Below are 22,772 nucleotides of genomic sequence, written 5' to 3'. Positions count from 1 at the left end.
TCCTTCAACTAAATTGAAGGACTTTTTATTTTTAAAGCAGATATTATGCAATACATAAAACTAAGATCCCGTGGTTCTTCGGTGGCATTTTTACAGGAATTGCTGTTGAAATTGGGTTATCAAATTCCGATCACTTCATATTTTGGGACTTTGACCGAAGCCGCTGTTAAAGACTTTCAGTCTAAAAACAGATTAGTGATTGACGGAGAGGTTGGGATTAAAACCTGGACCATTCTACTTGAAAAAACCAAACCAGCAGAATCTTTTGGGGATAAATTTTTAGATGAACAGGATCTCATAGATTTCTCTAAAAAGTATGGACTGGAGTTGGCTGCAGTGAAAGCAGTAAATGAAGTTGAGAGTTCTGGAAAAGGTTTTTTCATTGATGGCAGACCAAAGATTTTATTCGAGGGTCACATATTTTGGAGGCAGTTAAAAGAAAGGGGAATAGATCCTTCCAGTCTGTCAAATCCTTCAAATGAAACTGTACTTTATAAAAATTTCACCCGAAAGCATTATTTAGGAGGCACAAATGAATATCTCCGAATGGAAAAAGCAGCATCCATATCCTCTGACCCAAGGGTTAAAGAAGCCGCACTTGCTTCAGCTTCTTGGGGCAGTTACCAAATTATGGGTTTTCACGCTTTAAAACTTGGTTATCCCTCCGTACAAAACTTTGTAGATGAGATGTATATCCACGAAAGCAATCAGTTAGAAGCCTTTGGACGATATATATCCACTTTTGGATGCCTTTCTCATTTGAAAAATAAAGATTGGGCAAAATTTGCAAAGTGCTACAATGGACCAGCTTATGCACAAAATAAATACGATATAAAAATGGCGAAGGCTTATCAAAAATATTCTTAATTTTTTGATGTTTTAATTTTCATTTATGATTTTAAAAAATTTCATCACGCTTTTTGAGCGTGATTTAGACAAGCTTATTCAAGAAATAGAAAGTTATTCTGAAGAGAAAAACCTTTGGCTGATAGATGGTACAATTAGCAACTCAGCAGGTAATCTAACCTTACATTTGATTGGAAATCTGAATAATTTTATCGGAAAAGAAATTGGAGGATTCGATTACACCAGGAATCGAGAATTTGAATTTGGGGCGAAAGATGTTCCAAGGCAAGAGTTGGTAAATGAAATCAACAATTGTAAAAAAAGGCTTATTGTCAGCCTAGAAGGTATGGATATTTCTTTAGTCGAAAAGGATTATCCGCTTGAGGTATTTGGAAAAAAAATGACTCATTGTTTTTTCATTACACATCTATATGGACATCTCAATTATCATCTTGGCCAGATTAATTACCATAGAAGGTTTTTGGATAAAAGGATTTAGCATATAATTCTTAGGATAATGGGAATTCAATTGGTTAAACATTTTGTTTACCATCGAGTTAACAGAACATGGTAAGCGAGATTTTTTTTAATATTTCCTTATTCCTCGGAATTTTACTTTTGATAAATATTCCTGCACCATTGTTAGGATTGAAGTTTGAAGGTAATTCTTTGAGAAAAAGATTATGGTTTGAGCCGGCGGGCTTTGTTATTCCGATTGTTTGGGTTGGATTGTTTTTATTTCTAGCCTACTTGAGATACCAGCTCATACTTTTAGAAGCATTAGACTTGGCAAGAATGGTAATTATCTTGGCAGTGGTTTGCGCAACTTATGCTTATTATACTTTGGGATTAGAAAAATTAACAGGTGTCTCAGCACTTAAATTTGGACTTATCGGAAATGGGTTAATAATTATAAGCGCCATAAGAATAGGAGTGGAAGTAGCAGAATTATCCATTTCACTTTCTTATCTAATTTACCCTATAGTAGTTTGGACTTTTTTCGCAAGTATGATTCTTGTTGGCCAGCTTAGAATTCAAAAAGCATAAAAAAAGCCTCGTTTTAACGAGGCTTTTTTCAAATCAATACAACATTCTAAATCTGATTGTTCCTTTAATGGTTTTAAGCTCATCAATAGCATCAGGAGAATACGCTTTATCAATATCAGTAATCACATACCCTATTCGTTCGTTTGTTTTCAGATACTGACCAACAATATTGATTTCATAGTTAGCCAAAATCTGATTGATTTTAGCCAAGACTCCAGGCTCATTTTGGTGAAGATGGATCAGGCGGTGCGCATCTTTAAGGAAAGGGAGTTGAATATTTGGGAAATTCACCGAATTGTAAGTGTTACCTGTATTGATATATTCCATTATTTTTCCTGGAACAAATCGGGCGATATTTTCCTGAGCCTCCAATGTACTTCCTCCTATGTGAGGTGTGAGAATTGTGTTTGGAAGTCCGATCAATTCTGAGACAAAAGGCTCTGAATTATTTTTTGGCTCCTCTGGGAAAACGTCTACAGCACATCCTGCCAAGTGACCCGAAAGAATAGCATCTTTCAACGCAGGGATTTCAACTACATGTCCACGGCTGAGGTTAACCAATATTGACCCTTTTTTCATTGCAGCAATTTCCTTTTTGCCAATTATATTCTTATTGTCCTTTCGGCCATCGACATGAAGAGAAATAATGTCACAAGTACTTAATAATTCCTCCAGAGAATTTAATTTGGTTGCATTTCCCAAGGCCAATTTCTCGATGACATCGTAGTAAAAAACATTCATCCCCATATTTTCGGCCAATACCGAAAGCTGTGCACCAATGTTGCCATAGCCGATGATTCCAAGCTTTTTTCCTCTGATTTCAAAGCTACCACTTGCAGACTTATCCCATTTTCCCTGATGCATCGCCACTGATTTGTCGGCAAAACTTCTCATCAGAAAAATAATTTCGGCAATTGCCATTTCCACTACCGAGCGTGTATTGCTAAAGGGTGCATTAAATACCGCAATTCCTTTTTCCTGACAAGTCTCCAAATCAATTTGATTCGTACCAATACAAAAAGCCCCAATTGAAAGTAAACGATTAGCATTCTCAAGAACCTTTTTTGTCACGTTAGTTTTGGAGCGAATACCAAGAATCGAAATATTCTTAATCTTTTCACAAAGTTCCTCTTCACTCATTGCAGAGCTAATTACCTCTACTTCATATCCTTCCTCCTTAAACAAATCCACTCCGATTTGATGCACATTTTCCAAAAGCAAAACTTTAATCCTGCTTTTCGGATAGCTAAACTTCTTATTCAAATTATTAACGTATAAAATTTCATCCAAACTAGGCGCAATATGATCTGCCTGAGAAGTGACTCTAGGTCTGCTTACATTTTCCGTAAAAGCATAAAACTTATTTGCCAATCCTGAAGCTTTGATTTCATAATCGGTGTACCCATCACCAATGACATAGATATCTCCTTCAAGGTTGATTTGCTTTATTGTTTCAGCTTTTCCGTTATTCTTGGAAAGCGGGTTTTCCCGATTAAAATCAACAATACGATCTAATTGATCATAAATAAATTCATTGGCAAACACATTATCCTTTTGAATTCCATAATCTGCTACAATCGGAATGATAAAATCTTTGAATCCATTCGAAATGATGTAAATATCATTCGAGTTCTCTTGCAAGAACTCCTTATTCCGCTCAAAAGATTTTGAGACTTTCTTTTTCAATGCTTCAATAAGATCAGAAATTTGGCCTTTAGAAGCACTTAAAATCTCCAAACGCAGCTCTAAACTTTCTCTAAAAGTAAGAGAACCATCCATTCCTTTATCTGTGATATCGGCGATCGCCCTGAGCTTTTGATCTCTTTGAGGATCTCCGGCCAAACTGATTTCTCCAAGTATGTCTAGAGCTTCTACCTGTGTGAACGTGCTGTCGAAATCAATAATGAATTTTGTGGATTGAGGCATAATTAGGTTTGAAATATAAATTCTTTGGTAAAATTACAGCATTGTTAAAAAATTGGAAGTTTTATTGTAAAAATTGTTTAAAATCTTTTCTCTACTAATTTTTTTTCAACAAATGCTTTCAATAGTTGAATAATATTGTTTTCTGATTTAGCTCAATAATCTTCAATCAAATTCTTTTTACTTGCGATTCTTAGTCTTATTTTTGAAGTTCTAAATCCGATATATTTATGAAAAAGTCATTTTTATCTGTCCTCGCAGTTGGTTTTGGTTTATTGATTTCTTGTCAAGAATCTCCAAAGAAAGAGATGGAAACCGAAAAATCTGCTGACATCATTGCCGGCAATTATGGTGCTTCAGTTTCTGATCAAGAAGTAGTAAATCCAGCAGAGATGATTTCTTTTGTGATGGAGAACGGAACTTTCGAAGGTAAAATTGCTGGAGAAATCAATGAAGTGTGTACCAAAAAAGGCTGTTGGCTTACGATGGACCTTCCAAACGGTGAAAGTATGCGGGTTACTTTTAAGGATTATGGTTTTTTTGTTCCCACCAATTCTCAAGGATTTCCTATCATTCTTGATGGAGTTGCCACATTGACAACTACTGATGTAGAAACTTTAAGACATTTTGCAGAAGATCAAGGAAAGAGTGAGGAGGAAGTTGCAGCAATCACCGAACCTAAGCGAGAAATAACATTTGAGGCTACAGGTGTTATTATAAAGGATAAAGCCTAATGCCTATCGCTCTGGATAACCTTAGAGTAGGTAGGAAGTATTTACTAGTCAATCAAGGAGAGATCCGTAAATTGGAAATTGTTTCTAGATTGAGAGGAGCTAATTTTAAAGTAAAAGATCTTGATACTTTAGAATTATACACCATTGAAGAATTACTGCAGTGGGGAATAGGAAAAGATTATGATCTTGATGAATTATACTTTTGATAAGTAGTTTCTCCTCCTGTTTGAATAAGTAATTAAAGTCACCAAGAAAACGCCCAAAGAAGTTTTACTTCGAAGCAAAAAGCAAGAATGTCAAAAATAAGCAAGACTCAAGCTATCCTGACGGCTAAATGTCCGAATTGTCGGGAAGGGGATCTTTTCGAAGGCTCTAAAATGAGTTTTAAAAATCTTACCTCCATCAATCATTCTTGCCCGGTTTGTAATGCTAATCTGATGCCGGAGCCTGATTTTTATTATGGTGCAATGTACATCAGCTACGCTTTTTCTGTAGCTCTTGTAATAACAGCCTTAGTCGCTTTGAATGTGTTAATTGAAAAGCCAGAGCTATGGATGTATCTTACCTCTGTAGTAGTCGCTAATATTATTCTGTTGCCTTTAATGCTTCGTTATTCCAAAGTACTTTACCTTTATTTAGCCAGTAAACTGAAATACAGAGGGTATTGAGATTTTAAAGCAAATGTTTTTTGGGATTTATCAGTAACAATACCAAGCTATAAGTTGCTAGACTAATTAGAATAAGTGCCGGAAGCCCACCAATTACGGAAAGCATTCGTACTCCATCTACCCCCGCAAAAGTAATCATCACCCAAGCAAGACTTGCCATTAACGTTCCCCAAATTACTTTGAGGTTTACATCTGTCTTGAATACATCATTACCAGCTTTATCCATACTGATGCTTGCAAGTGCATCTGTACTGGAATCGGCAGCTGTGACAAAGGAAATAAACATAGCCAAAATAAAAAGTTGAGAAAAAAGCTTGAAGTATCCCATGTCTAAGGAAACTTGATAAATAATAGATTCTGGGCCGGATACTTCCAATAGATTTTTATAAAAATCAGGTGCTTGTTCAGCAAATCCTAGAGTAGCTCCACCAAAAATACTCATCCAAAGTGTACAAAATATAGCAGGCAGAAAAAGGTTAAAAATTAAGAATTCTCTCACTGTCCGACCCACTGCAATTTTACCAAGAAAGAGTGCTGTAATAGGAGCCCAGGCTGTCCAAATAGCCAAGTTAAAGGTAGTCCAATCGTAAGTCCATTGATTTCCTGCTCCCGAAATCTGTAAGCTTAAATCCAAAAAATAGTTGAAATAAGTTTTCAAATTATCAACAAATGCAGGAAAAATAGCTAATCCTTGCCCAAGAATAACAAATAGAACCAGTAACAAAATAAAGAATCCAAGATTGAATAGCGAAAGACTGCGAATTCCTTTTTCAATCCCAGAGGAGGCCGAAATCAAAAAAGTGATAAGGATCAAAAGTGTTATCGCAGGCTGAATTAACACTGGACTCCAATCTGGAAAAAAAGATAAAACCCCTCCAGAAAGGCTTAGGATGCCAGCTCCCAGAGATGCTGCCATGCCTGTAACTAAGGCAAAAAGACAAATTGAATCTAAAATTCCTGACCAATTTCTACCACTTTTTCTACCTAAAATGGGCTTTATGATATTTATTAAAGAATATCTTGGTTTGTCCGAGTATAAGATCAAACCAAATACCAATGCAGGTACAGCATAAATCGCATAGGGGGTAAAACCCCAATGAAAAAACAAGGCACCGAGCGCAAAATTTTTAGCATCAGTAGAAACTGGTTTCAGGTCAAAGAAATCTGGTGGAAAAAAATAATGGTTTAAAGGCTCAGCACTTCCCCAAAACAAAATACCAACAGCTATAGTAGTGCAAAGTATAATTGCAAACCAGCTTAATTTTGAAAGCCTTGGTTTTGCTTTCGCTCCACCTATTCTGTACTTTCCTAAAGGAGAGAAGAATACGATGATTACCAAAAAAAGCATTAAAAATGAAACCCAACTGAAACCAATCGAGAAATAAGTTAAGATTGCTTGTTGTAGATTTCTGATCTGGTTGGAGAAAACTTCCGGTAGAAAAATACTGGAAATAACAGCTGAGATTAGAAGAATAAATGGAGGCCAAAAAACATAAGGTCTTACATTCAGCCTAAAAAAAGATGGATATTTTGACATCGAGTGATCAATATAAATGCTAAAATCTTGTCAAAAAAGAAAGAAAAGAAATTGTTGAGATTCGATGAACTCAATGAGTTTTTAAATTAAACAGAAAATGAAAAAACAATTACTTCTGAAAATTGGGAAATACCTAATGGCTGCCTTCTATTTTTTAGGTGGTATAAATCACTTTTTGCAACCTGAGTTTTATCTCCCTTTGATTCCTGAATACTTGCCAGAAAAGGATCTTCTAAATACCATAGCTGGAATAGCGGAGGTAGTAGGTGCTATTGGCCTTCTGATTCCACAAACAAGAAAGATTGCCGCTTGGGGAATTGTGGCAATGCTAGTGGCCTTTATACCTTCCCATGTCTATTTTATTCAGATAGGGTCCTGTTTAGAGGAGGGACTTTGCGTTTCTGAATGGATAGGATGGATCCGCTTGGTGTTGATTCATCCATTATTAATTTGGTGGGCTTTCATTTATACTAAATAACAGGGATCATGGATGGAATAAATTTATTTGGGGAGAAAATAGAACTCTGTAGCAAAACTCCAATGACCGGGTACTATAGAACAGGATGTTGTGAGACTGGACCAGAGGATCTTGGTACGCATACGGTATGTGCGGTGATGACCGAAGATTTTTTGGAGTTTTCAAAATCTAAAGGAAACGATTTAATGACACCTATCCCTGCCTATGATTTTCCCGGTCTAAAAGCAGGGGACAGGTGGTGTCTTTGTGCATTGAGGTGGTTAGAAGCTTATAAAGCCGGTTATGCTCCTTTCGTGATTCTCGAGGCTACAAATGAAAAAACCCTGAATATCATACCATTAAATGTTTTAATTGAAATGGCATTTAAGTCATAAGTAAGTAAAAGTATTTTTTTGTTAATATTACTAACAAAAAACAGAGTTTTACTAAACCTAATTCAATTACTTCCGTTGTATTCTTGTTTTTGAAGGTATTTTATGGAAAGTATATTGAGTAAATCTAAAGTAGAAGTGAATGGTAATCTTTATTTAAAAGAGCCATTTACATCAGATTTAGGTGCCGAAATTGTCAGGAAGGGATGTAAGCTAATTCATGAGCTTGGGGTAGAGCAATTCACTTTTAAAAAGCTTGCCACGGAGATTGGGAGTACTGAAGCAGCGATTTACCGCTATTTTGAAAATAAGCATAAGCTCTTACTTTATTTGACAGCTTGGTACTGGGGATGGATGGAGATTAATTTAGTTTATGCAACTGCAAACCTCACTGATCCTGGAGAGAGACTTGGTGTAGCACTTAAATTAATGGTTGATGGCCCCATTTTTACTAAAAATGAATACCTTAATCCTCTAGTCCTTCGATCTTTGGTGGTAAATGAATCACTAAAGGGCTATTTGACCAAGGCAGTGGACGATGAACATGAGAGTGGGATTTTTGCTCAAGTTTACAAATTTGGAGAGCGTATCTCATCTATTATTCAAGAGATCAACCCCTATTATGAATATCCTAAAACACTGGTTTCTACTGTGATGGAGTCAAGTCTATTACAATCATTTAATTCACTTCATCTTCCAGGAATGACTGAGCGGTCAATAGATTCCTTAGGGAGATATCAATTCTTTCACCAACTCGTAATCAACGCGATCACTAATGAAAAGTAGTAATGGAATGACTCCAGTAGCAAGGCTATTTAGCCTATTGAGGGAGGAAAAAAATCAAGTCTACGCAATTTATTTCTATGCGATTTTGAATGGTATTGTTACTCTTTCATTGCCGCTCGGAATTCAGGCAATTCTGAATTTTATTTTGGGAGGAAGAATATCAACTTCATGGGTCATCCTAGTGATAATTGTTGCTCTGGGTGTAGCTTTTGGGGGTTTTCTTCAGATCTCACAACTTCAAATTTCGGAAAAATTGCAGCAAAGGATTTTCTCAAAAGCTGGATTAGCTATGGCATATCGGCTTCCGAAAGTAAAATCCGAGATACTTCATGGTGAATATGGCCCTGAGATTGTCAATCGTTTTTTCGATATCGTCAATCTTCAGAAAGGACTCTCCAAAATCTTGATTGATTTTTCCACAGCCTTTCTTCAAGTCTTTTTTGGCCTCCTCTTATTATCATTTTATCATCCGACATTCATTTTGTTTGGTTTAGGTTTGACGGGAATTTTGACCTTAATTTTCTATTTCACCAGCCCAAAAGGAATGGAGACTGCCTTGAAGGAATCAACTTATAAATACCAAACTGCATATTGGCTTGAGGAAGTAGGACGAACTTTGAATACTTTCAAACTGGTTGGAAATACTCGGCTACCCATACTTCGAGCAGATAAATTAATCCAGAAATACGTGGATTTCAGGACAAAGCACTTCTCTGTTTTGATCTTTCAGTACAAGATCATGATTGTATTTAAAGTGCTTATTGTCACTAGTTTACTCCTTGCAGGTAGTTTATTATTAATTAATGACCAGATCAGTATTGGTCAATTTGTAGCAGCTGAGGTAATTATCATTCTAGTAGTGAATGCTGTTGAAAAGTTAATTCTTTCGTTGGAAACGGTTTACGACACTTTGGTTTCAGTTGAAAAGATTGGACATGTGATGGATTTGGAATTGGAACATAGCTCAGATATTGAAAAAGTAATTGTATCAAAACCTGAAGGTTTACAATTTGGACTAGAAAATGTAACCTTTCAACCTCACGATTCTATTGAGCCGATCCTTCAAAATGTTTCTTTATCAATTGACCCTGGTTCGAAGGTGGTTTTGAACGGGAAAAGTGGTAGTGGAAAAAGTGCTCTTTTGGCTTTACTGTCAGGATTGTATGAGGAATATGAAGGTGAAGTTAAAGTAAACAATCTCTCAATAGAGATGATCAACCTGGAGAAGTATCGTGGAATGGTTGGAGATTGCTTAGAAACAGAGCAAATTTTCCATGGATCAATCAAGGAAAATATCTTGGTAGGAAGAGATTTTGACGTGGACCAATTGGAGTACATCTTAGACTTAGTTGATCTTAAAGATTATATCTATCAATTACCATCTGACTTGGATACTATGCTTCAGCCTGAGGGAAAGGGGCTTTCAAGAAAGCTTGCTCAAAGTATTTTACTCGCAAGGGCCTTCCTAGGAGAACCTAAGGCAATAATTATGGAAGATTCTTTGACCCACATTGATGCAAAGACTAAGGCCAGAATCACAGATTTCCTTTTTAATGGAAATTGGACCTTGGTATTAATATCTAATGAAGCGGAAATACTTGCTAAAGCATCTCAAATTGTTCAGTTGGAAAAAGGGAAACTAGTCTTTAATGGAGACCATCAAAGTTATAATTCATTCATAGCTAAGAATTTATAAAATACTATGTTAGATATTTCTAATGTTAAAATAAAAGAGTCAATTCCTTTTAGCGGAGCTAAAAGCTTGGTAATGACTTTGCCTATCAAGGAAAGTAAGCGAAGAGTAAGAATTCTTACCGGTATTTTGATAGTGATGTTTATCATGCTCTTTTTGCCTTGGACTCAGAATATTAGGTCCAAAGGGTATGTCACTGCTTTGAAACAAGAGCAGAGACCTCAAACCATCCATTCGGTAATTGCTGGTAGAATTGAGAAATGGTATGTTCGAGAAGGTGCATTTGTGCAAAAAGGAGATACAATTTTGCAGATTTCCGAAATCAAAGATGAATACTTTGATTCGATGTTATTGCCAAGAACTCAACTTCAGGTAGATGCGAAATTATTATCTGCAGACTCTTATAAAGAGAAGGTTGGGCAACTTCAATCACAAATCAAGGCAATCGAGGCAAATAATATTTTGAAACTTAAGCAAGCTCAGAACAAGCTGAATATGGCTAATCTAAAAGTTCAGTCGGACAGTATATATTTTGAGCAGGCTAAAGTGAATTTTAAAATCGGTGTAGAACAATTGGCGCGAGCAGAAAAACTATATGAGGAAGGATTAAGATCTTTGACTGATTTAGAAACTAGAAGACTGAAATTTCAAGACGTTCAAGCAAAGCTTCTTGCAGCAGAAAATGATTATTTAAGTAGTCAAAATTCCCAGATTACTGCTTTGATTGATCTTGATGCAATCGAAAATGATTTCCGGGACAAATTAGCCAAATCGAGATCCGAGATGTATACAGCAATGTCTTCTCAATACGATGCGGAAGCCACAGCCACAAAACTTGAAAATCAATACTCCAATTATGAAGCACGTACAGGTTTCAGGCATATTTTAGCTCCTCAGGATGGCTATTTGGCTCAGGCAATTCAAGTAGGAATAGGAGAAACGATTAAAGAGGGAGACCAAATTTTAAATATCGTTCCATCTAATGCCGAACTTGCAGTAGAAATGTATGTCCAGCCGGTTGATTTGCCATTAATTAAAGTCGGAAATAAGGTGAGATTCATTTTTGATGGATGGCCTGCGATTGTCTTTTCAGGATGGCCACAGCTCTCTAATGGTACCTTTGGGGGACAGGTGGTTGCTATTGACCAATTTGCAGGACCAAATAACCAATATCGTGTGGTCGTTGCAGAAGATCCAGATGAAGAACCATGGCCTGATTTACTCCGAATGGGATCCGGTGCTGATGGAATTGCATTGTTGAATGATGTTCCTGTCTGGTATGAAATATGGCGACAGCTCAATGGATTCCCGGCAGATTATTACACACAAGAAGAAAAAGACGGCCTAGCCAAAAATAAAAAATGAAGAAGTTTTCGTTAAGCTTTACCTTTTTTCTTGTTTATCTTATTGGGTGGTCCCAGACGCTGGATACGCTTGATTTTGATTCTTTTCAGACTTGGGTTAGGTCCTATCATCCAATCGCAGCCCAAGCAGAAATCAATCTGAGAATGGGAGATATGGAAGTCCGACAAGCTAGGGGAGGTTTCGACCCTCTTTTGTATGGAACAATGGATAAGAAAGAATTTAAGGAGAATACCTATTACGATAAGCAAGAGGCAGGAATCAGTATTCCAACTTGGGCTGGAATTGAGTTAAATGGTACCTTTGAAAGGAATACAGGACAATTTCTTAACCCTGAAGGTTCTGTACCTATTGATGGATTATTTGCTGCTGGAGCTTCTGTAAACCTTGGTCAAGGATTGATCTTGGACGAGCGAAGAGCTGCTTTACGACAAGCGCAAATTTATCAGGAATCAACCGTTTCTCAACGGGAGCAATTACTCAATGAACTCTACTTTAATGCTTCAGAATCCTATTGGAAATGGGCAGTAGCCCATGAAAATGTTAAGGTATTAAATGAAGGTGTTGAACTTGCAAAGATTAGATTTGATGCAATCAAAATTGCCTACCAACAAGGTGATTTGCCTGCAATCGATACAGTAGAGGCATTTGCAATTTTACTCAATAGACAATATAGCCTTCAATCTGCAGAAAATGCATTCTTTGGCGCATCTCAACTTTTGAATACCTTTCTTTGGGATGAAGATGGTAATCCAATGTTGTTGGAGAGCGGTGTCATTCCTCAAGGCTTATATGATGAATTTGCTCCAATTTTAGAAAAAGAAGATCTCCGCGTAGCGGTTTCATCTCATCCATTATTGGAAATTGCGGATTTTGAACTGGCGAGTTTGGGCGTAGAGCGTAAGTTAAAAGGCCAACAAATCCTCCCTGTAGTAAAACTTAAATACAACTTTTTGACTGAGAATCTAGGGGATTTTAATTCTCCATTCTTTGAAAACAATTACAAGTGGGGAGTCTCAGTATATACGCCACTACTTTGGAGAAAAAGTAGAGGAGCTCTTGGTTTGGCAAATGCTAAAATTGATTTCAAACAAAATTCTCGAGACTTAAAAGAGGTAGAACTCCGAACCAAACTGGAAGCAGAGATCAATAGTTTTGAAGTTATAAATACGCAGATAGTCACCTTTTCTCAGAATGTCACTAGTTTAGAATCCTTACTTCAAGGAGAAATAAGAAGATTTGAAATTGGTGAAAGCAGTTTATTTTTAATAAATGCTCGTGAGGTTTCCCTTTTTAGTTCAAAACTGACTCTAAATGATTTAGTGTCTAAACGGAGGATAAATTTTGCAAAAAGCCGCTTTGCAGCAGGTTTAGGTTTTGATGAATAAGTTATGGGAGCAATTGTCCTAGTACAGGTAGATATCCACGATCGTGATTTATACGAAGAGTATAAAAAACTAACCCCGGCAACGGTGGAATCATTTGGAGGAAAATTTTTAGTTCGGGGTACAGAAGTACTTGTACTGGAAGGGGAGTGGAATCACGATAGATTAGTAATGCTAGAATTTCCGGATAAAGATTCTGCAATGAATTGGTACTATTCTAAGGAATATGAAAAAGCACGGATGATTCGTGAAAAAGCTGCAAAAGCAAAATTTTTTATTCTAGAATTTTAATATTTGGCACTTTTATTGGTTTGAAAAGCAAATTAATTGATATGTATTTTTCCGTGTCGATTAGTTTTAAATACCAACGTAAAAACCATTATTAAAAAAAAACAATCAACCTTAAAATTATTTAAATGAAAAAAACACGATTACTCTTGAAACCTGCCTTAGTATTATCGGCATCCTTAGTGCTTTATTCCTGTGCTACAGAAATAGAATCCCCTGTAATTCAAGAAGATGCTAAGCAAATAGAATCTATTAATTCACCTGCTAATGGAGAAGAAAATTTGAGAAAAAGAGCAGAAAGGAATTATTTCGAACGATTTGAAAATTCTCTTTTTCCAGTACCTGGTGAAAATTCTACCGGAGGTCCAGATCAGACTTATTATCCAGGCTCAGGCGTTGGGAACTCTTCGCACATGGGTAAAGCCTTGACTTTCCTAAACCAATTTGCTCAATTTGGTCCAAATGGATTAGAAACAATCGCGGCTCCTGTTACCATGTTTTTTGGTGAGGAATTAAATGAGCTAGGTATTACTGATGTTCCAGATAATGTTAGTTCAGTAACCACAGACAAAAAAGGAAATTCTGTATGGTTCTCGAGTATTAGCAATCAAGTTACTTTTAGTGCAGATGGAAGCAGAGCAGACTTTGTAGCTGAAGTAGAGATTGTAGGTGGAACAGGTAAATTCAAAGGAGCAACAGGAACAGCAGAAGTTAATGGCTTTTTCAGTCCCTCAAGTGGCAAAGGCTCAAGTGTTATAAAAGGTAGAATAACGTATTAATTTATTTTAAACTTATAAAAAAATAGCGATCATAATTGATCGCTATTTTTTTATAGAGATACCCCCCGTTTCCATGGAATAAAGTCAAAATTCCTTTTTTGATCCGCTTTTACAATTATTTCCCCACTAGCTACTTTTAGTACAAGTTCAAGTAAATCATCTCCGCATTCTTCGATCGTCTGATCGCCTGAAATAATACTTCCCGCATTAAAATCTATAATATCAGACATTCTTGATGTCAACTTATGATTTGTAGCAACTTTAATCACAGGACAAATTGGGTTTCCGGTTGGGGTACCAAGACCAGTCGTGAAGAGAATGATATTAGCTCCACTACCGGCAAGACCTGTAGTACTCTCCACATCATTTCCTGGAGTGCACAATAGATTTAATCCTTGAGAGGACAAATATTCGGTATAATCCAAAACTCCTGAAATAGGGGCAGTTCCTCCTTTTTTTGCCGCACCACAGGATTTTATCGCGTCAGTAAGTAGCCCATCTTTTATATTTCCAGGACTTGGATTCATATCAAATCCAGATCCTACTCGGTCAGCAGCAGCGGCATATTCTTCCATCAAACGAATGAATTTTTGAGCGATTTCCGGTGTCTTACAGCGATCAATGAGATTCTGTTCTGCTCCACAGAGTTCGGGAAATTCCGAAAGTATAGCACTTCCTCCGTTACTTACCACCAAATCAGAAACTCTGCCAAGCGCTGGATTGGCTGAAATACCGGAGAAACCATCAGATCCACCACACTCAAGACCGATTACAAGCTTACTGATAGGCTGAGAAGATCTTTTACTTTGATTTGCAACCTTGAGACCTTCCCAGGTTTGGGCAATTACTTTGGTGATATAATCATCTGTAGTTCCTTCCTGCTGCTGATCAAAAATAATCACAGGCTTTGGATTCCCCTTTTGAAGATCCTGAAGTTTACGTTCCAAAATTTTTGCCTCCGCATTTTGGCAACCAAGAGACAAAACTGTGGCACCTGCAACATTGGGATGATGTATGTATCCTGCCAATAATGCACAAAGTGTTTCAGCATCATTTCTAGTGCCACCACAGCCTCCATTATGAGTTAAAAATCGAATGCCATCTAGATTTTCAAAAACTCTAAAGTCTTTTTCAGTTATTTCGTTCGTAACCGTTTCCGTACTTTTTTGTACCACTTCATTACCCAAGCCAGAAATAAGATTTCTAATTTGACGCTCATAAGGATTGACCTTGGCAAAGCCTAAAGCATTTTCGAAGGCCTCTTGTAATAATTTAATATTTGTATTCTCGCAAAAAACCAATGGAAGCACCAACCAATAATTAGCTGTTCCCACTTGACCATCTTCCCTTAAGTAACCTTGGAAAGTCTTGTTTTTCCAGGAATTGATATCGGGAGGATTCCAGGAATAGGTTTGAGAGGAAGTTCGATACTTACGGGTTTTATGACGAATATTAGCCAGAGTAATGGCACCTCCAGCTGGTATCGATTGTGTAGCTTCTCCTACAATAGTTCCATACATCAAGATGTCATCGCCGGCTGTAAAGTTTTTCAGCGCATATTTATGCTTTGCAGAGATATCGTCTTGAATCTTAACTGTATTTTCAGAATCTTTGATAAGTTCTCCAATTGATAAATCTGTCAAGGCAACTCCGACATTATCATGAGGATGGAGGACCAAAGTTTTATTTCGCATAAAAAAAGCTTGAGTAGTTGTAAGTGGTTTCAAATTAGAAAAAAAACAGTGACTGATGAAAAAAATTGTAACACTTGGTGAAGTAATGCTTAGACTTTCGCCTCCCGGAAATGAGCGATTTTTTCAAACCAATTCTTATGATGTGGAATTTGGAGGCTCTGAAGCCAATGTGGGTGCAGCTTTGGCTTTTTGGGGGAACAATGCGTACCACCTAACGGCATTCCCAGATCATGAAATTGGCTGGGCCGCTGCTGCAAGGCTTCGAAGAAATGGGATTAAGACGGATTTTGTGAAATATTATCCTGGGAGAATGGGTATTTACTTTTTGGAGCAAGGAGCAATGCAGCGGAGTTCACAGGTGATCTATGACCGAGCTGATTCTGTATTTGCAAACTTTGATGGAAATGATCTAAACTGGGAGAATGTATTTGCTGATGCAGATTGGTTTCATTGGTCAGGAATAAGTCCAGCGATATCTAAGGAGTCTGCAACTTTAACTTTAAAGGCTCTGCAAGAGGCTAAAAAAAGAGGCATTCCAACAAGCGGTGATTTGAACTACAGAAGCAATCTCTGGCAATTTGGAAAAAAACCTCATGAAGTAATGCCTGACTTGATGGAACTTACACAAGTAATGATCGCTGGAAAACGTGATTTCTCAGCTTGCTTGAATATTGAATTTGATGACTTTGAACATGCCAAGGGTCATATGTTCAATAAATTTCCAAACCTGAAATACATCTCTAAGACAGAACGAACATCCCATAGCTCATCACACAATACTCTGATTGGAGATTTGATCAGTGCTGATGAGTGGTTTACTTCTAAAAGCTACGACCTGACCCATATCGTAGATCGGGTAGGTACTGGAGATGCGTTTGCCGGGGGACTGATTCAAGGCTTGTTGTATTTGGCTCCTCAGGATGCAATAGATTTTGCAGTGGCTGCGGGAGCGATCAAGCACAGTGTTCCAGGCGATGTCTTGCTTTGTAGCATGGCAGAGGTTCATGAATTAGTAATAGGAGAGTCTATAGGTAAAATCAAAAGATAATGAGAAACCCAACCCCATTTATCCAAAAAATGGATCAAGCTGGCATTATGCCAATTTTTTTTAATCCGAATGAAACCATTTGTCTTAAACTATTGGAAGCTGCTTATGAAGGCGGAATCCGAGTGATAGAAATGGTGAACCGAGGTAAAGAAGCTCCCTCGATTTTTCCAGCTCTTCGAAAAATGGCCGATCAAATGCCCGGACTTTCTTTAGGAATTGGAACAATTTATCATACTTGGGAAGCAGAGATTTTTTTGGATATGGGAACTGAGTTTATTGTGGCACCGGTCATGAATCCAAAGCTTGGTGAATATTGCCAAAAAACTGAAACGCCATGGATTCCGGGTTGTGGGACTGTTTCAGAGGTCTTTTTTGCGCAAGAGCTAGGTGCTGAATTAGTGAAAATTTATCCTGCAAATGTCTTGACACCAGAGTTTGTAAAGGCTGTTCATGCGGTTCTTCCAAAAGTGGAAATCATCCCAACAGGAGGTGTGGAACCAACAGCTGAAAGCATCAAAACCTGGTTTGATGCAGGTGTTCTTTGCGTAGGTATGGGTTCTCAGCTTTTCAAAAAAGAATTAATCGCAAAAAGGGCCTTTACTGAAATCAAAGAAACAATAGCAGATGCCTTGGCAATAATTGAGGCGATAAAAAACTAAAAAAGGCTCCTTTTGGAGCCTTAAATTAGGTTTGATAGCTAAATTATAAATCTGGTTGAGGAGTCGTTCTCAAATAAGGTTTGATCACTTTATGACCTTTAGGAAATTTGGCTGGTATATCTTCTGTTTTGATTGAAGGAGATACCACTACGTCTTCCCCTTGTTTCCAATTCGCAGGAGTGGCTACAGAATAGTTTGCAGTAAGCTGCAAAGAGTCTATCACCCGTAATAGCTCATCAAAGTTTCTACCTGTGCTTGCAGGATAGGTAATCATAAGCTTAATTTTTTTATCATTTCCAATCACGAAAACTGACCGGACGGTAAAGTTTTCATTGGAATTAGGATGTATCATATCGTAGAGCTCAGATACTTTACGATCCTGATCTGCGATAATTGGAAAATTCACCTCAGTCCCTTGTGTCTCATTGATATCTGATATCCATCCTTTGTGGCTTTCCAACCCATCCACACTGAGTGCGATTACTTTGGTATTTCGTTTTGCAAATTCTTCCTTGAGCTTTGCGACTGCTCCAAGCTCTGTAGTACAAACAGGTGTATAATCAGCAGGATGAGAAAAAAGAATCCCCCAACCATCTCCTAAATACTCATAAAAATCAATTTTTCCCTGTGAGGTTTCTGCTTGAAAATTTGGTGCGGTATCGCCTAAACGTAGTGACATGAATTTATTTATTTAAAGTCTATAGATTTAATAGACTAATGTACGGATCATCGATCATACAGTTCGGTTTAAATTCATTTTTTGGATAAAAAGAGAGAAATTATAAGAATTTGTCGCCTTATTTAACTTACAAAAAATTGAAAGCGATTCTATAATTATGAGAAATGAGTAAAACCGCATTGATTATTTTCCAAAAGAATGAAATTCTTGGAAGAGTTAAAACAAGATTGGCAACATCAGTTGGAGATGAAAATGCACTAAAGATTTATAAAATACTAATTAATCACACCCATTCAGTTTCAAAAGAAATTGAAACTGATCGTTTTGTATTTTATTCCGATTTTATCCCAGAAAAAGGATTTGCGAGTCAACGATTCTTTAAAGAAAGATTACAAAAAGGAAAAGATCTTGGCGAACGAATGCGAAATGCATTTGAGACCGTATTCTCAGAAGGTTATAATCATGTAATAATTATAGGGACAGATTGCGTTGACCTAATGCCTAATCATATTCAAAAAGCATTCAGCAAATTAGATCAAAACGATGCAGTTTTAGGTCCTGCCTATGATGGAGGGTATTATTTGCTTGGATTAAAAAAGTTGATTCCTGAAATATTCGAAGAGATTGATTGGAGTACTGACCAAGTGTTAAATCAAACCCTAACAAAACTCCAGGAGTTAAACTATTCGATAGGAATTATTGATACTTTATCAGACATAGACAACATAGCTGATTGGGAAAAAGTAAAAGGCAGATTTAATCCTGAACTTAATTCAAAAAATTGAACACCATCATTTTTCTAACAGAAATGAAACTATCCAATTCCACATCAATAATTAATACCTATTATACATGATGAAATTTATTTCAAAAAGGACTTTTGAAATCCGACTCATTTTAATCTTAATCGGAATCATCATTTTCGGAAGTGTCACTGCGCAAACAACAACAAAATCCTACGCAATAGAATTGGCTGGTTTTCAGATCGGCGACATGAAAGTTGAGGAAATCAAAAGGAATGAAATAATCGAATACAACCTTGAAAGTTTGGTTAGTTTCTGGTTTTTTGGAAAGATCAATGTAGAATTGACTATCAATTCTATTTATAAAAATGGAAAAATGATCAGTTCAGATTCAAAGTCAATTTCAAATCGGGGTTCATTTTTTAGCAAAATCAAGTGGAATGGGACATCTTATTCAGTTGATTCGCATTCTTACAAATTCGATAATAAAATCTCGATTCAGAATTTAGTCCCATTTTCAATTGTCAAATTTTATTTTCAGGAACCAAGCCCTCAACAAACAATGATCTCTGAGACTTTTGGATTGACTAGTCCAATTTCCAAAAAGGAGAAGGGAGTATATCAAATAGAAATAAACGGCAATCGGAATAAATTTGTGTTTATCAATGGTGAACTCGACCATGCGCTGATTCAAAATCCCATCAAAAACTATGTGATAAAGCGAATTTATTGAGATCTGAAAACACCATATCGATAATTATTCCTGTTTGGAATGAAGCAAATAATTTAGAGGAACTCCTACCAATACTTCTTGAATCTAAAAGGCACAAAGTCTTAGAAGTTTTAGTGGTCGATGGAGGAAGTTTAGATGATTCAATTGATATCGCAAAGCGATGTAATGCTAGGGTAATTTTAAGCCCATTGAAATCTCGTGCGGCACAGTTAAATCTCGGGGCAAAACATGCAAACGGGGATATCCTATATTTTATACATGCAGATAGTCGGCCGATGATGAGTTTTGAGGAAGATATTCTTCAAGCAATTTCAGAGGGAATTGAAGCGGGCTGTTATCGTTATAAATTTGATTCTACCAGTAAATTGCTCAAGATCAACAGTTGGTTCACTCGGTTCAATGGGGTATTTGCAGGTGGTGGAGATCAAACACTTTTTATTTCTAAGTCTTTGTTTAATAAGCTTGGGGGCTACGATGAGCGATTTACAATAATGGAAGATTTTGAACTTGTCAAACGAATCAGAAAAGTCACCAAATTCAAAGTCCTCCAAAAGTCCATTTTAGTTTCTGCTAGAAAATATGAAACCAATAGTTGGCTTTCAGTTCAATGGGCCAACTTTCTAGCGATCATGGCTTTTAAAATGGGAGTTCATCCAGAAAGTATAAAAACTTTATATTTTAGTAGATTAAATAAGAATTTAAATCAATAAAAGTAAATGAATCAGGTTCAAATTAATGGAATTCAACAAGTAGGCATAGGTGTATCGAATGCTGAAGAAGCTTGGGCTTGGTATAGAAAAGCATTCAAATTTGATGTTCCGATCTTCCAAGACAGCGCTGAAGCAAAATTAATGACTCGGTATACATCAAATAAAGTCGAAAGCCGTCATGCGATTCTAGCGATGAATATGCAAGGGGGAGGAGGCTTTGAAATTTGGCAGTACACCTCCAAAACACCTTTAGCCTCCAAAGAAAAATTAAAATGGACTGATCTTGGAATTTTGGCAGTGAAAATCCGAAGTAAAGATATTTACAAAACATATGATCACTTAAATACATTTGGAGCTACTATTCTTGGAAAACCAGAGCCAAATCCAGTGGGTGTGAAGCATTTTTTCATTAAAGATCCAGACGGAAATATTTTTGAAATTATTGAAAACGATTCTTGGTGTTTCAAGAATAAAGATCTTACTGGAGGAGTATTGGGTGTGGTGATGGGAGTAAGCTCAATTGAGAAAGTGCTTCCAATCTACCAACAACATTTCCAACAGGTTGAAATATTGGCAGATGAAAAGAAAAATTGGGTGGATTTTAACCAAGTTGATAATGAAAAAACTGAATTCCGAAGAGTAATTCTACAAGCATCTAAAAAAGCTACAGGAGCATTTGGAAAGCTGCTTTGTCAAACGCAAATAGAATTAATCGAAACTGACTATCCTTCAAGGAATGTGATATTTAAAGATCGAAATTGGGGGGATTTAGGATTTATCCATGTGTGTTTTGATGTCAATGGAATGCATGAATTAAAACGAAACCTCAAAGAGATTGGGGTAGAATTTACAGTTGATAGCGAAAATGAATTTGACATGGGAAAGGCTGCCGGAAGATTCGCTTACATTGAAGATCCGGATGGAACCTTGATAGAAATGGTAGAAACCTACAAAATCCCCATTATTGAAAAGATAGGCTGGAATTTGAATCTTAGGAACCGAAACCCTCAATCGACATTACCTGATTTAGTTTTAAAGGCTTTAACTCTGAATCGTGTCAAGGATTAGCTTTTGCTTATTTTCTTAGCAAGATCGACAAGACGGTTTGCGTAGCCAGCTTCATTGTCATACCAACCTACCAATTTCACCATTTTGCCTTTAGTAGAGGTTAAAGCAGCATCAATGATACAAGAATGAGGATTTCCAATGATATCAATAGAAACAATTGGTTCATCTTCTACTTCCAAAAAACCCTTTAAATCTTCTTCGCTCGCTTTTCTGAATGCATCATTTATCATTTCATCAGTTACTTCCTGTTCAAGCTCTACGATCAAATCTGTCAAAGATCCATCGGGAACTGGTACTCGCATGGCTGATGCTTCGATTTTTCCCGATAATTCCGGCAATACCAGATCTAAAGCTTTTCCTGCGTTGGTGGTAGTAGGAATGATTGAATAGGCTGCGGCTCGTGCTCTTCTAAGATCACGATGCGGTGCATCATGAAGGTTTTGATCGTTAGTATAGGAATGAACAGTAGATGCAAATCCTTTTACTACTCCAAAGTTTTTATCCAAGACAGCTACCATAGGAGCAAGGCAATTTGTAGTACAAGAAGCATTTGAAACAATTTTTTCATTACCCGATAGAATATTATCGTTGACACCCAAGACAACCATCTTAATGGTAGGATCTAACGAAGGAGCGGAGATAATTACTTTTTTTGCTCCAGCACTTAAATGTTTTTCTGCTCCGGAGCGCTCAGTAAATCTACCTGTACATTCAATCACAAGATCAATATCCAATTCCCTCCAGGGAAGAAGTTCCGGATCTGAAATACCAAATAATTTGATTGATTGATCATTATAAGTCAATTCATTCGAATTTAAGGCGATATTCTTCTCTAGTTTCCCATGAATTGAATCATATTTCAATAAATGTGCAATCGCTTTTGGCTCAGCTAAATCATTGATTGCCACAAGTTTTAAATCCTTATTTTCCAATATTAATTTGGCAGTATATCTTCCTATTCTTCCAAATCCATTAATAGCAATTCGGATTTCTTTAGTTGGTTTCATTCGCTCTTTTCTAATACAACTCAAAAATAGATAATTCATCTTCAATCTCTTCAAAGAATATTTTCTTCCTTTAATTCAGCATTTTAAATGTTAAACCAAATAAATTTTGGTAGCCTAATTGGTATTATAATCTTAACCCTCTATATTTGCACAACCTTTCAGAAAAGCACGTTTTCAAGGGTAGTAATGGTCGGTTCGTCTAGGGGTTAGGACGTATCCCTTTCACGGATAAAACACGGGTTCGATTCCCGTACCGACTACATATTTTACTAATAATCAATGTGTTAATAGTAAATTTTTGAAATTTTTAGAATATGGTCGGTTCGTCTAGGGGTTAGGACGTATCCCTTTCACGGATAAAACACGGGTTCGATTCCCGTACCGACTACTAAACTCATATTTTGAGTTTTCTTTATTTTTGTTTTATGGTTGTTAGTGGTTAAAGTGAACAAAATCCCGATCTATGGTCGGGATTTTTGTTTTTATACCAGCTTTTTACCAAAGGCAATTAGATAGTAATCATTTTATTTATCT

Annotated in this window: 25 protein-coding genes, 2 tRNA genes and 1 pseudogene; 23 read left to right on the top strand and 5 right to left on the bottom strand. The window is 36.7% G+C overall.

Annotated features, from left to right (window positions below; all coding sequences use genetic code 11):
• Positions 1-45: 45 nt before the first annotated feature.
• From BVC88_RS14050 to BVC88_RS14040, 3 genes are all read left to right on the top strand, one after another.
• Positions 46-867, top strand: coding sequence for an N-acetylmuramidase domain-containing protein (locus BVC88_RS14050; RefSeq protein ID WP_075351331.1), 822 nt, complete (start codon positions 46-48; stop codon positions 865-867).
• Positions 868-892: 25 nt separating this feature from the next.
• Positions 893-1,345: a DUF1572 family protein gene (locus BVC88_RS14045; protein WP_089153091.1), complete on the top strand. Its 453-nt coding sequence runs from the start codon at positions 893-895 to the stop codon at positions 1,343-1,345.
• A gap of 68 nt (positions 1,346-1,413) precedes the next feature.
• Entirely contained in the window at positions 1,414-1,893 is a 480-nt protein-coding gene (locus BVC88_RS14040; RefSeq protein WP_075351330.1) for a hypothetical protein, read from the top strand.
• 33 nt (positions 1,894-1,926) lie between these two features.
• Here the strand turns inward: BVC88_RS14040 and serA are convergent, their stop codons facing one another.
• A complete protein-coding gene (gene serA, locus BVC88_RS14035) occupies positions 1,927-3,819 on the bottom strand; it encodes a phosphoglycerate dehydrogenase (protein ID WP_075351329.1) in 1,893 nt (630 codons plus the stop codon).
• A 135-nt stretch (positions 3,820-3,954) separates the two neighbouring features.
• Between serA and BVC88_RS21775 the strand changes: the two are divergent.
• The 4 genes and pseudogenes from BVC88_RS21775 to BVC88_RS14020 all read left to right on the top strand — a co-directional run bounded on the left by BVC88_RS21775 (position 3,955) and on the right by BVC88_RS14020 (position 5,218).
• Positions 3,955-3,978, top strand: a pseudogene (locus BVC88_RS21775) (hypothetical protein).
• 68 nt (positions 3,979-4,046) lie between these two features.
• On the top strand, positions 4,047-4,550 hold the full coding sequence (locus BVC88_RS14030) for a DUF4920 domain-containing protein (RefSeq protein ID WP_075351328.1): 504 nt from the start codon (positions 4,047-4,049) through the stop codon (positions 4,548-4,550).
• Positions 4,550-4,756 carry a hypothetical protein gene (locus BVC88_RS14025; protein ID WP_075351327.1) on the top strand — a complete coding sequence of 69 codons (207 nt, stop codon included), beginning with the start codon at positions 4,550-4,552 and terminating at the stop codon, positions 4,754-4,756. The genes BVC88_RS14030 and BVC88_RS14025 overlap by 1 nt, the downstream gene beginning before the upstream one ends.
• Before the next feature lie 87 nt (positions 4,757-4,843).
• Positions 4,844-5,218 carry a DUF983 domain-containing protein gene (locus BVC88_RS14020; RefSeq protein WP_075351326.1) on the top strand — a complete coding sequence of 125 codons (375 nt, stop codon included), beginning with the start codon at positions 4,844-4,846 and terminating at the stop codon, positions 5,216-5,218.
• A 4-nt stretch (positions 5,219-5,222) separates the two neighbouring features.
• Here the strand turns inward: BVC88_RS14020 and BVC88_RS14015 are convergent, their stop codons facing one another.
• A complete protein-coding gene (locus BVC88_RS14015; RefSeq protein WP_075351325.1) occupies positions 5,223-6,755 on the bottom strand; it encodes a BCCT family transporter in 1,533 nt (510 codons plus the stop codon).
• A 97-nt stretch (positions 6,756-6,852) separates the two neighbouring features.
• Here BVC88_RS14015 and BVC88_RS14010 point away from each other — a divergent pair, with 97 nt between their 5' ends.
• The 8 genes from BVC88_RS14010 (at position 6,853) to BVC88_RS13975 (ending at position 13,897) form a co-directional block, all read left to right on the top strand.
• Entirely contained in the window at positions 6,853-7,233 is a 381-nt protein-coding gene (locus tag BVC88_RS14010) for a DoxX family protein (RefSeq protein ID WP_075351324.1), read from the top strand.
• Positions 7,234-7,241: 8 nt separating this feature from the next.
• Complete coding sequence (locus BVC88_RS14005; protein WP_075351323.1) at positions 7,242-7,607, top strand: DUF2237 family protein; 366 nt, start codon at positions 7,242-7,244, stop codon at positions 7,605-7,607.
• A gap of 102 nt (positions 7,608-7,709) precedes the next feature.
• Complete coding sequence (locus tag BVC88_RS14000; protein WP_075351322.1) at positions 7,710-8,390, top strand: TetR/AcrR family transcriptional regulator; 681 nt, start codon at positions 7,710-7,712, stop codon at positions 8,388-8,390.
• Positions 8,380-10,086, top strand: coding sequence for a peptidase domain-containing ABC transporter (locus BVC88_RS13995; protein ID WP_075351321.1), 1,707 nt, complete (start codon positions 8,380-8,382; stop codon positions 10,084-10,086). Before BVC88_RS14000 ends, BVC88_RS13995 begins: the two co-directional genes overlap by 11 nt.
• Before the next feature lie 6 nt (positions 10,087-10,092).
• Positions 10,093-11,448, top strand: a complete 1,356-nt coding sequence (locus BVC88_RS13990) for an HlyD family secretion protein (RefSeq protein WP_075351320.1) — start codon at positions 10,093-10,095, stop codon at positions 11,446-11,448.
• Complete coding sequence (locus BVC88_RS13985) at positions 11,445-12,833, top strand: TolC family protein (RefSeq protein ID WP_075351319.1); 1,389 nt, start codon at positions 11,445-11,447, stop codon at positions 12,831-12,833. Before BVC88_RS13990 ends, BVC88_RS13985 begins: the two co-directional genes overlap by 4 nt.
• Positions 12,834-12,836: 3 nt before the next feature.
• On the top strand, positions 12,837-13,121 hold the full coding sequence (locus tag BVC88_RS13980; protein WP_075351318.1) for a DUF1330 domain-containing protein: 285 nt from the start codon (positions 12,837-12,839) through the stop codon (positions 13,119-13,121).
• A 125-nt stretch (positions 13,122-13,246) separates the two neighbouring features.
• Positions 13,247-13,897 carry a hypothetical protein gene (locus BVC88_RS13975; protein WP_075351317.1) on the top strand — a complete coding sequence of 217 codons (651 nt, stop codon included), beginning with the start codon at positions 13,247-13,249 and terminating at the stop codon, positions 13,895-13,897.
• Between the two features lie 50 nt (positions 13,898-13,947).
• On the opposite strand, the gene BVC88_RS13970 is transcribed toward BVC88_RS13975, so the two are convergent.
• Positions 13,948-15,591 carry a UxaA family hydrolase gene (locus BVC88_RS13970; protein WP_075351316.1) on the bottom strand — a complete coding sequence of 548 codons (1,644 nt, stop codon included), beginning with the start codon at positions 15,589-15,591 and terminating at the stop codon, positions 13,948-13,950.
• 55 nt (positions 15,592-15,646) lie between these two features.
• On the opposite strand from BVC88_RS13970, the gene BVC88_RS13965 reads away from it, so the two are divergent.
• Together BVC88_RS13965 and BVC88_RS13960 are read left to right on the top strand one after the other, a co-directional pair.
• Positions 15,647-16,639, top strand: a complete 993-nt coding sequence (locus tag BVC88_RS13965) for a sugar kinase (RefSeq protein WP_317044977.1) — start codon at positions 15,647-15,649, stop codon at positions 16,637-16,639.
• Entirely contained in the window at positions 16,639-17,298 is a 660-nt protein-coding gene (locus tag BVC88_RS13960) for a beta/alpha barrel domain-containing protein (protein ID WP_075351314.1), read from the top strand. The genes BVC88_RS13965 and BVC88_RS13960 overlap by 1 nt, the downstream gene beginning before the upstream one ends.
• Before the next feature lie 43 nt (positions 17,299-17,341).
• Here the strand turns inward: BVC88_RS13960 and BVC88_RS13955 are convergent, their stop codons facing one another.
• Positions 17,342-17,977: a peroxiredoxin gene (locus BVC88_RS13955; RefSeq protein ID WP_075351313.1), complete on the bottom strand. Its 636-nt coding sequence runs from the start codon at positions 17,975-17,977 to the stop codon at positions 17,342-17,344.
• Positions 17,978-18,156: 179 nt separating this feature from the next.
• On the opposite strand from BVC88_RS13955, the gene BVC88_RS13950 reads away from it, so the two are divergent.
• The 4 genes from BVC88_RS13950 to BVC88_RS13935 all read left to right on the top strand — a co-directional run bounded on the left by BVC88_RS13950 (position 18,157) and on the right by BVC88_RS13935 (position 21,231).
• On the top strand, positions 18,157-18,762 hold the full coding sequence (locus tag BVC88_RS13950; RefSeq protein ID WP_175574422.1) for a TIGR04282 family arsenosugar biosynthesis glycosyltransferase: 606 nt from the start codon (positions 18,157-18,159) through the stop codon (positions 18,760-18,762).
• A 67-nt stretch (positions 18,763-18,829) separates the two neighbouring features.
• The gene (locus BVC88_RS13945) at positions 18,830-19,453 is read left to right on the top strand and encodes a DUF6134 family protein (RefSeq protein WP_075351311.1); all 624 of its coding nucleotides are present in this window, start codon (positions 18,830-18,832) and stop codon (positions 19,451-19,453) included.
• Complete coding sequence (locus BVC88_RS13940) at positions 19,450-20,163, top strand: TIGR04283 family arsenosugar biosynthesis glycosyltransferase (RefSeq protein WP_075351310.1); 714 nt, start codon at positions 19,450-19,452, stop codon at positions 20,161-20,163. Before BVC88_RS13945 ends, BVC88_RS13940 begins: the two co-directional genes overlap by 4 nt.
• Before the next feature lie 6 nt (positions 20,164-20,169).
• Complete coding sequence (locus tag BVC88_RS13935) at positions 20,170-21,231, top strand: VOC family protein (RefSeq protein ID WP_075351309.1); 1,062 nt, start codon at positions 20,170-20,172, stop codon at positions 21,229-21,231.
• Here BVC88_RS13935 and gap read toward each other — a convergent pair.
• Complete coding sequence (gene gap, locus BVC88_RS13930) at positions 21,228-22,238, bottom strand: type I glyceraldehyde-3-phosphate dehydrogenase (RefSeq protein ID WP_075351436.1); 1,011 nt, start codon at positions 22,236-22,238, stop codon at positions 21,228-21,230. The genes BVC88_RS13935 and gap overlap by 4 nt on opposite strands.
• A gap of 188 nt (positions 22,239-22,426) precedes the next feature.
• On the opposite strand from gap, the gene BVC88_RS13925 reads away from it, so the two are divergent.
• Positions 22,427-22,498 (top strand) — tRNA-Glu (locus BVC88_RS13925).
• 56 nt (positions 22,499-22,554) lie between these two features.
• Positions 22,555-22,626 (top strand) — tRNA-Glu (locus tag BVC88_RS13920).
• The last annotated feature ends 146 nt before the right edge of the window (positions 22,627-22,772 follow it).

Source organism: Algoriphagus marinus, assembly GCF_001936475.1.
In the GTDB taxonomy this organism is placed as follows: Bacteria; Bacteroidota; Bacteroidia; order Cytophagales; family Cyclobacteriaceae; genus Algoriphagus; species Algoriphagus marinus.
This window is presented reverse-complemented; position numbering and strand designations above follow the sequence as displayed.

Coding starts and splice junctions, on each gene's coding strand:
- BVC88_RS14050 (WP_075351331.1), top strand. CDS start 46: ATGCAATACATAAAACTAAGATCCCGTGGTTCTTCGGTGGCATTTTTA.
- BVC88_RS14045 (WP_089153091.1), top strand. CDS start 893: ATGATTTTAAAAAATTTCATCACGCTTTTTGAGCGTGATTTAGACAAG.
- BVC88_RS14040 (WP_075351330.1), top strand. CDS start 1,414: ATGGTAAGCGAGATTTTTTTTAATATTTCCTTATTCCTCGGAATTTTA.
- serA (WP_075351329.1), bottom strand. CDS start 3,819: ATGCCTCAATCCACAAAATTCATTATTGATTTCGACAGCACGTTCACA.
- BVC88_RS14030 (WP_075351328.1), top strand. CDS start 4,047: ATGAAAAAGTCATTTTTATCTGTCCTCGCAGTTGGTTTTGGTTTATTG.
- BVC88_RS14025 (WP_075351327.1), top strand. CDS start 4,550: ATGCCTATCGCTCTGGATAACCTTAGAGTAGGTAGGAAGTATTTACTA.
- BVC88_RS14020 (WP_075351326.1), top strand. CDS start 4,844: ATGTCAAAAATAAGCAAGACTCAAGCTATCCTGACGGCTAAATGTCCG.
- BVC88_RS14015 (WP_075351325.1), bottom strand. CDS start 6,755: ATGTCAAAATATCCATCTTTTTTTAGGCTGAATGTAAGACCTTATGTT.
- BVC88_RS14010 (WP_075351324.1), top strand. CDS start 6,853: ATGAAAAAACAATTACTTCTGAAAATTGGGAAATACCTAATGGCTGCC.
- BVC88_RS14005 (WP_075351323.1), top strand. CDS start 7,242: ATGGATGGAATAAATTTATTTGGGGAGAAAATAGAACTCTGTAGCAAA.
- BVC88_RS14000 (WP_075351322.1), top strand. CDS start 7,710: ATGGAAAGTATATTGAGTAAATCTAAAGTAGAAGTGAATGGTAATCTT.
- BVC88_RS13995 (WP_075351321.1), top strand. CDS start 8,380: ATGAAAAGTAGTAATGGAATGACTCCAGTAGCAAGGCTATTTAGCCTA.
- BVC88_RS13990 (WP_075351320.1), top strand. CDS start 10,093: ATGTTAGATATTTCTAATGTTAAAATAAAAGAGTCAATTCCTTTTAGC.
- BVC88_RS13985 (WP_075351319.1), top strand. CDS start 11,445: ATGAAGAAGTTTTCGTTAAGCTTTACCTTTTTTCTTGTTTATCTTATT.
- BVC88_RS13980 (WP_075351318.1), top strand. CDS start 12,837: ATGGGAGCAATTGTCCTAGTACAGGTAGATATCCACGATCGTGATTTA.
- BVC88_RS13975 (WP_075351317.1), top strand. CDS start 13,247: ATGAAAAAAACACGATTACTCTTGAAACCTGCCTTAGTATTATCGGCA.
- BVC88_RS13970 (WP_075351316.1), bottom strand. CDS start 15,591: ATGCGAAATAAAACTTTGGTCCTCCATCCTCATGATAATGTCGGAGTT.
- BVC88_RS13965 (WP_317044977.1), top strand. CDS start 15,647: ATGAAAAAAATTGTAACACTTGGTGAAGTAATGCTTAGACTTTCGCCT.
- BVC88_RS13960 (WP_075351314.1), top strand. CDS start 16,639: ATGAGAAACCCAACCCCATTTATCCAAAAAATGGATCAAGCTGGCATT.
- BVC88_RS13955 (WP_075351313.1), bottom strand. CDS start 17,977: ATGTCACTACGTTTAGGCGATACCGCACCAAATTTTCAAGCAGAAACC.
- BVC88_RS13945 (WP_075351311.1), top strand. CDS start 18,830: ATGATGAAATTTATTTCAAAAAGGACTTTTGAAATCCGACTCATTTTA.
- BVC88_RS13935 (WP_075351309.1), top strand. CDS start 20,170: ATGAATCAGGTTCAAATTAATGGAATTCAACAAGTAGGCATAGGTGTA.
- gap (WP_075351436.1), bottom strand. CDS start 22,238: ATGAAACCAACTAAAGAAATCCGAATTGCTATTAATGGATTTGGAAGA.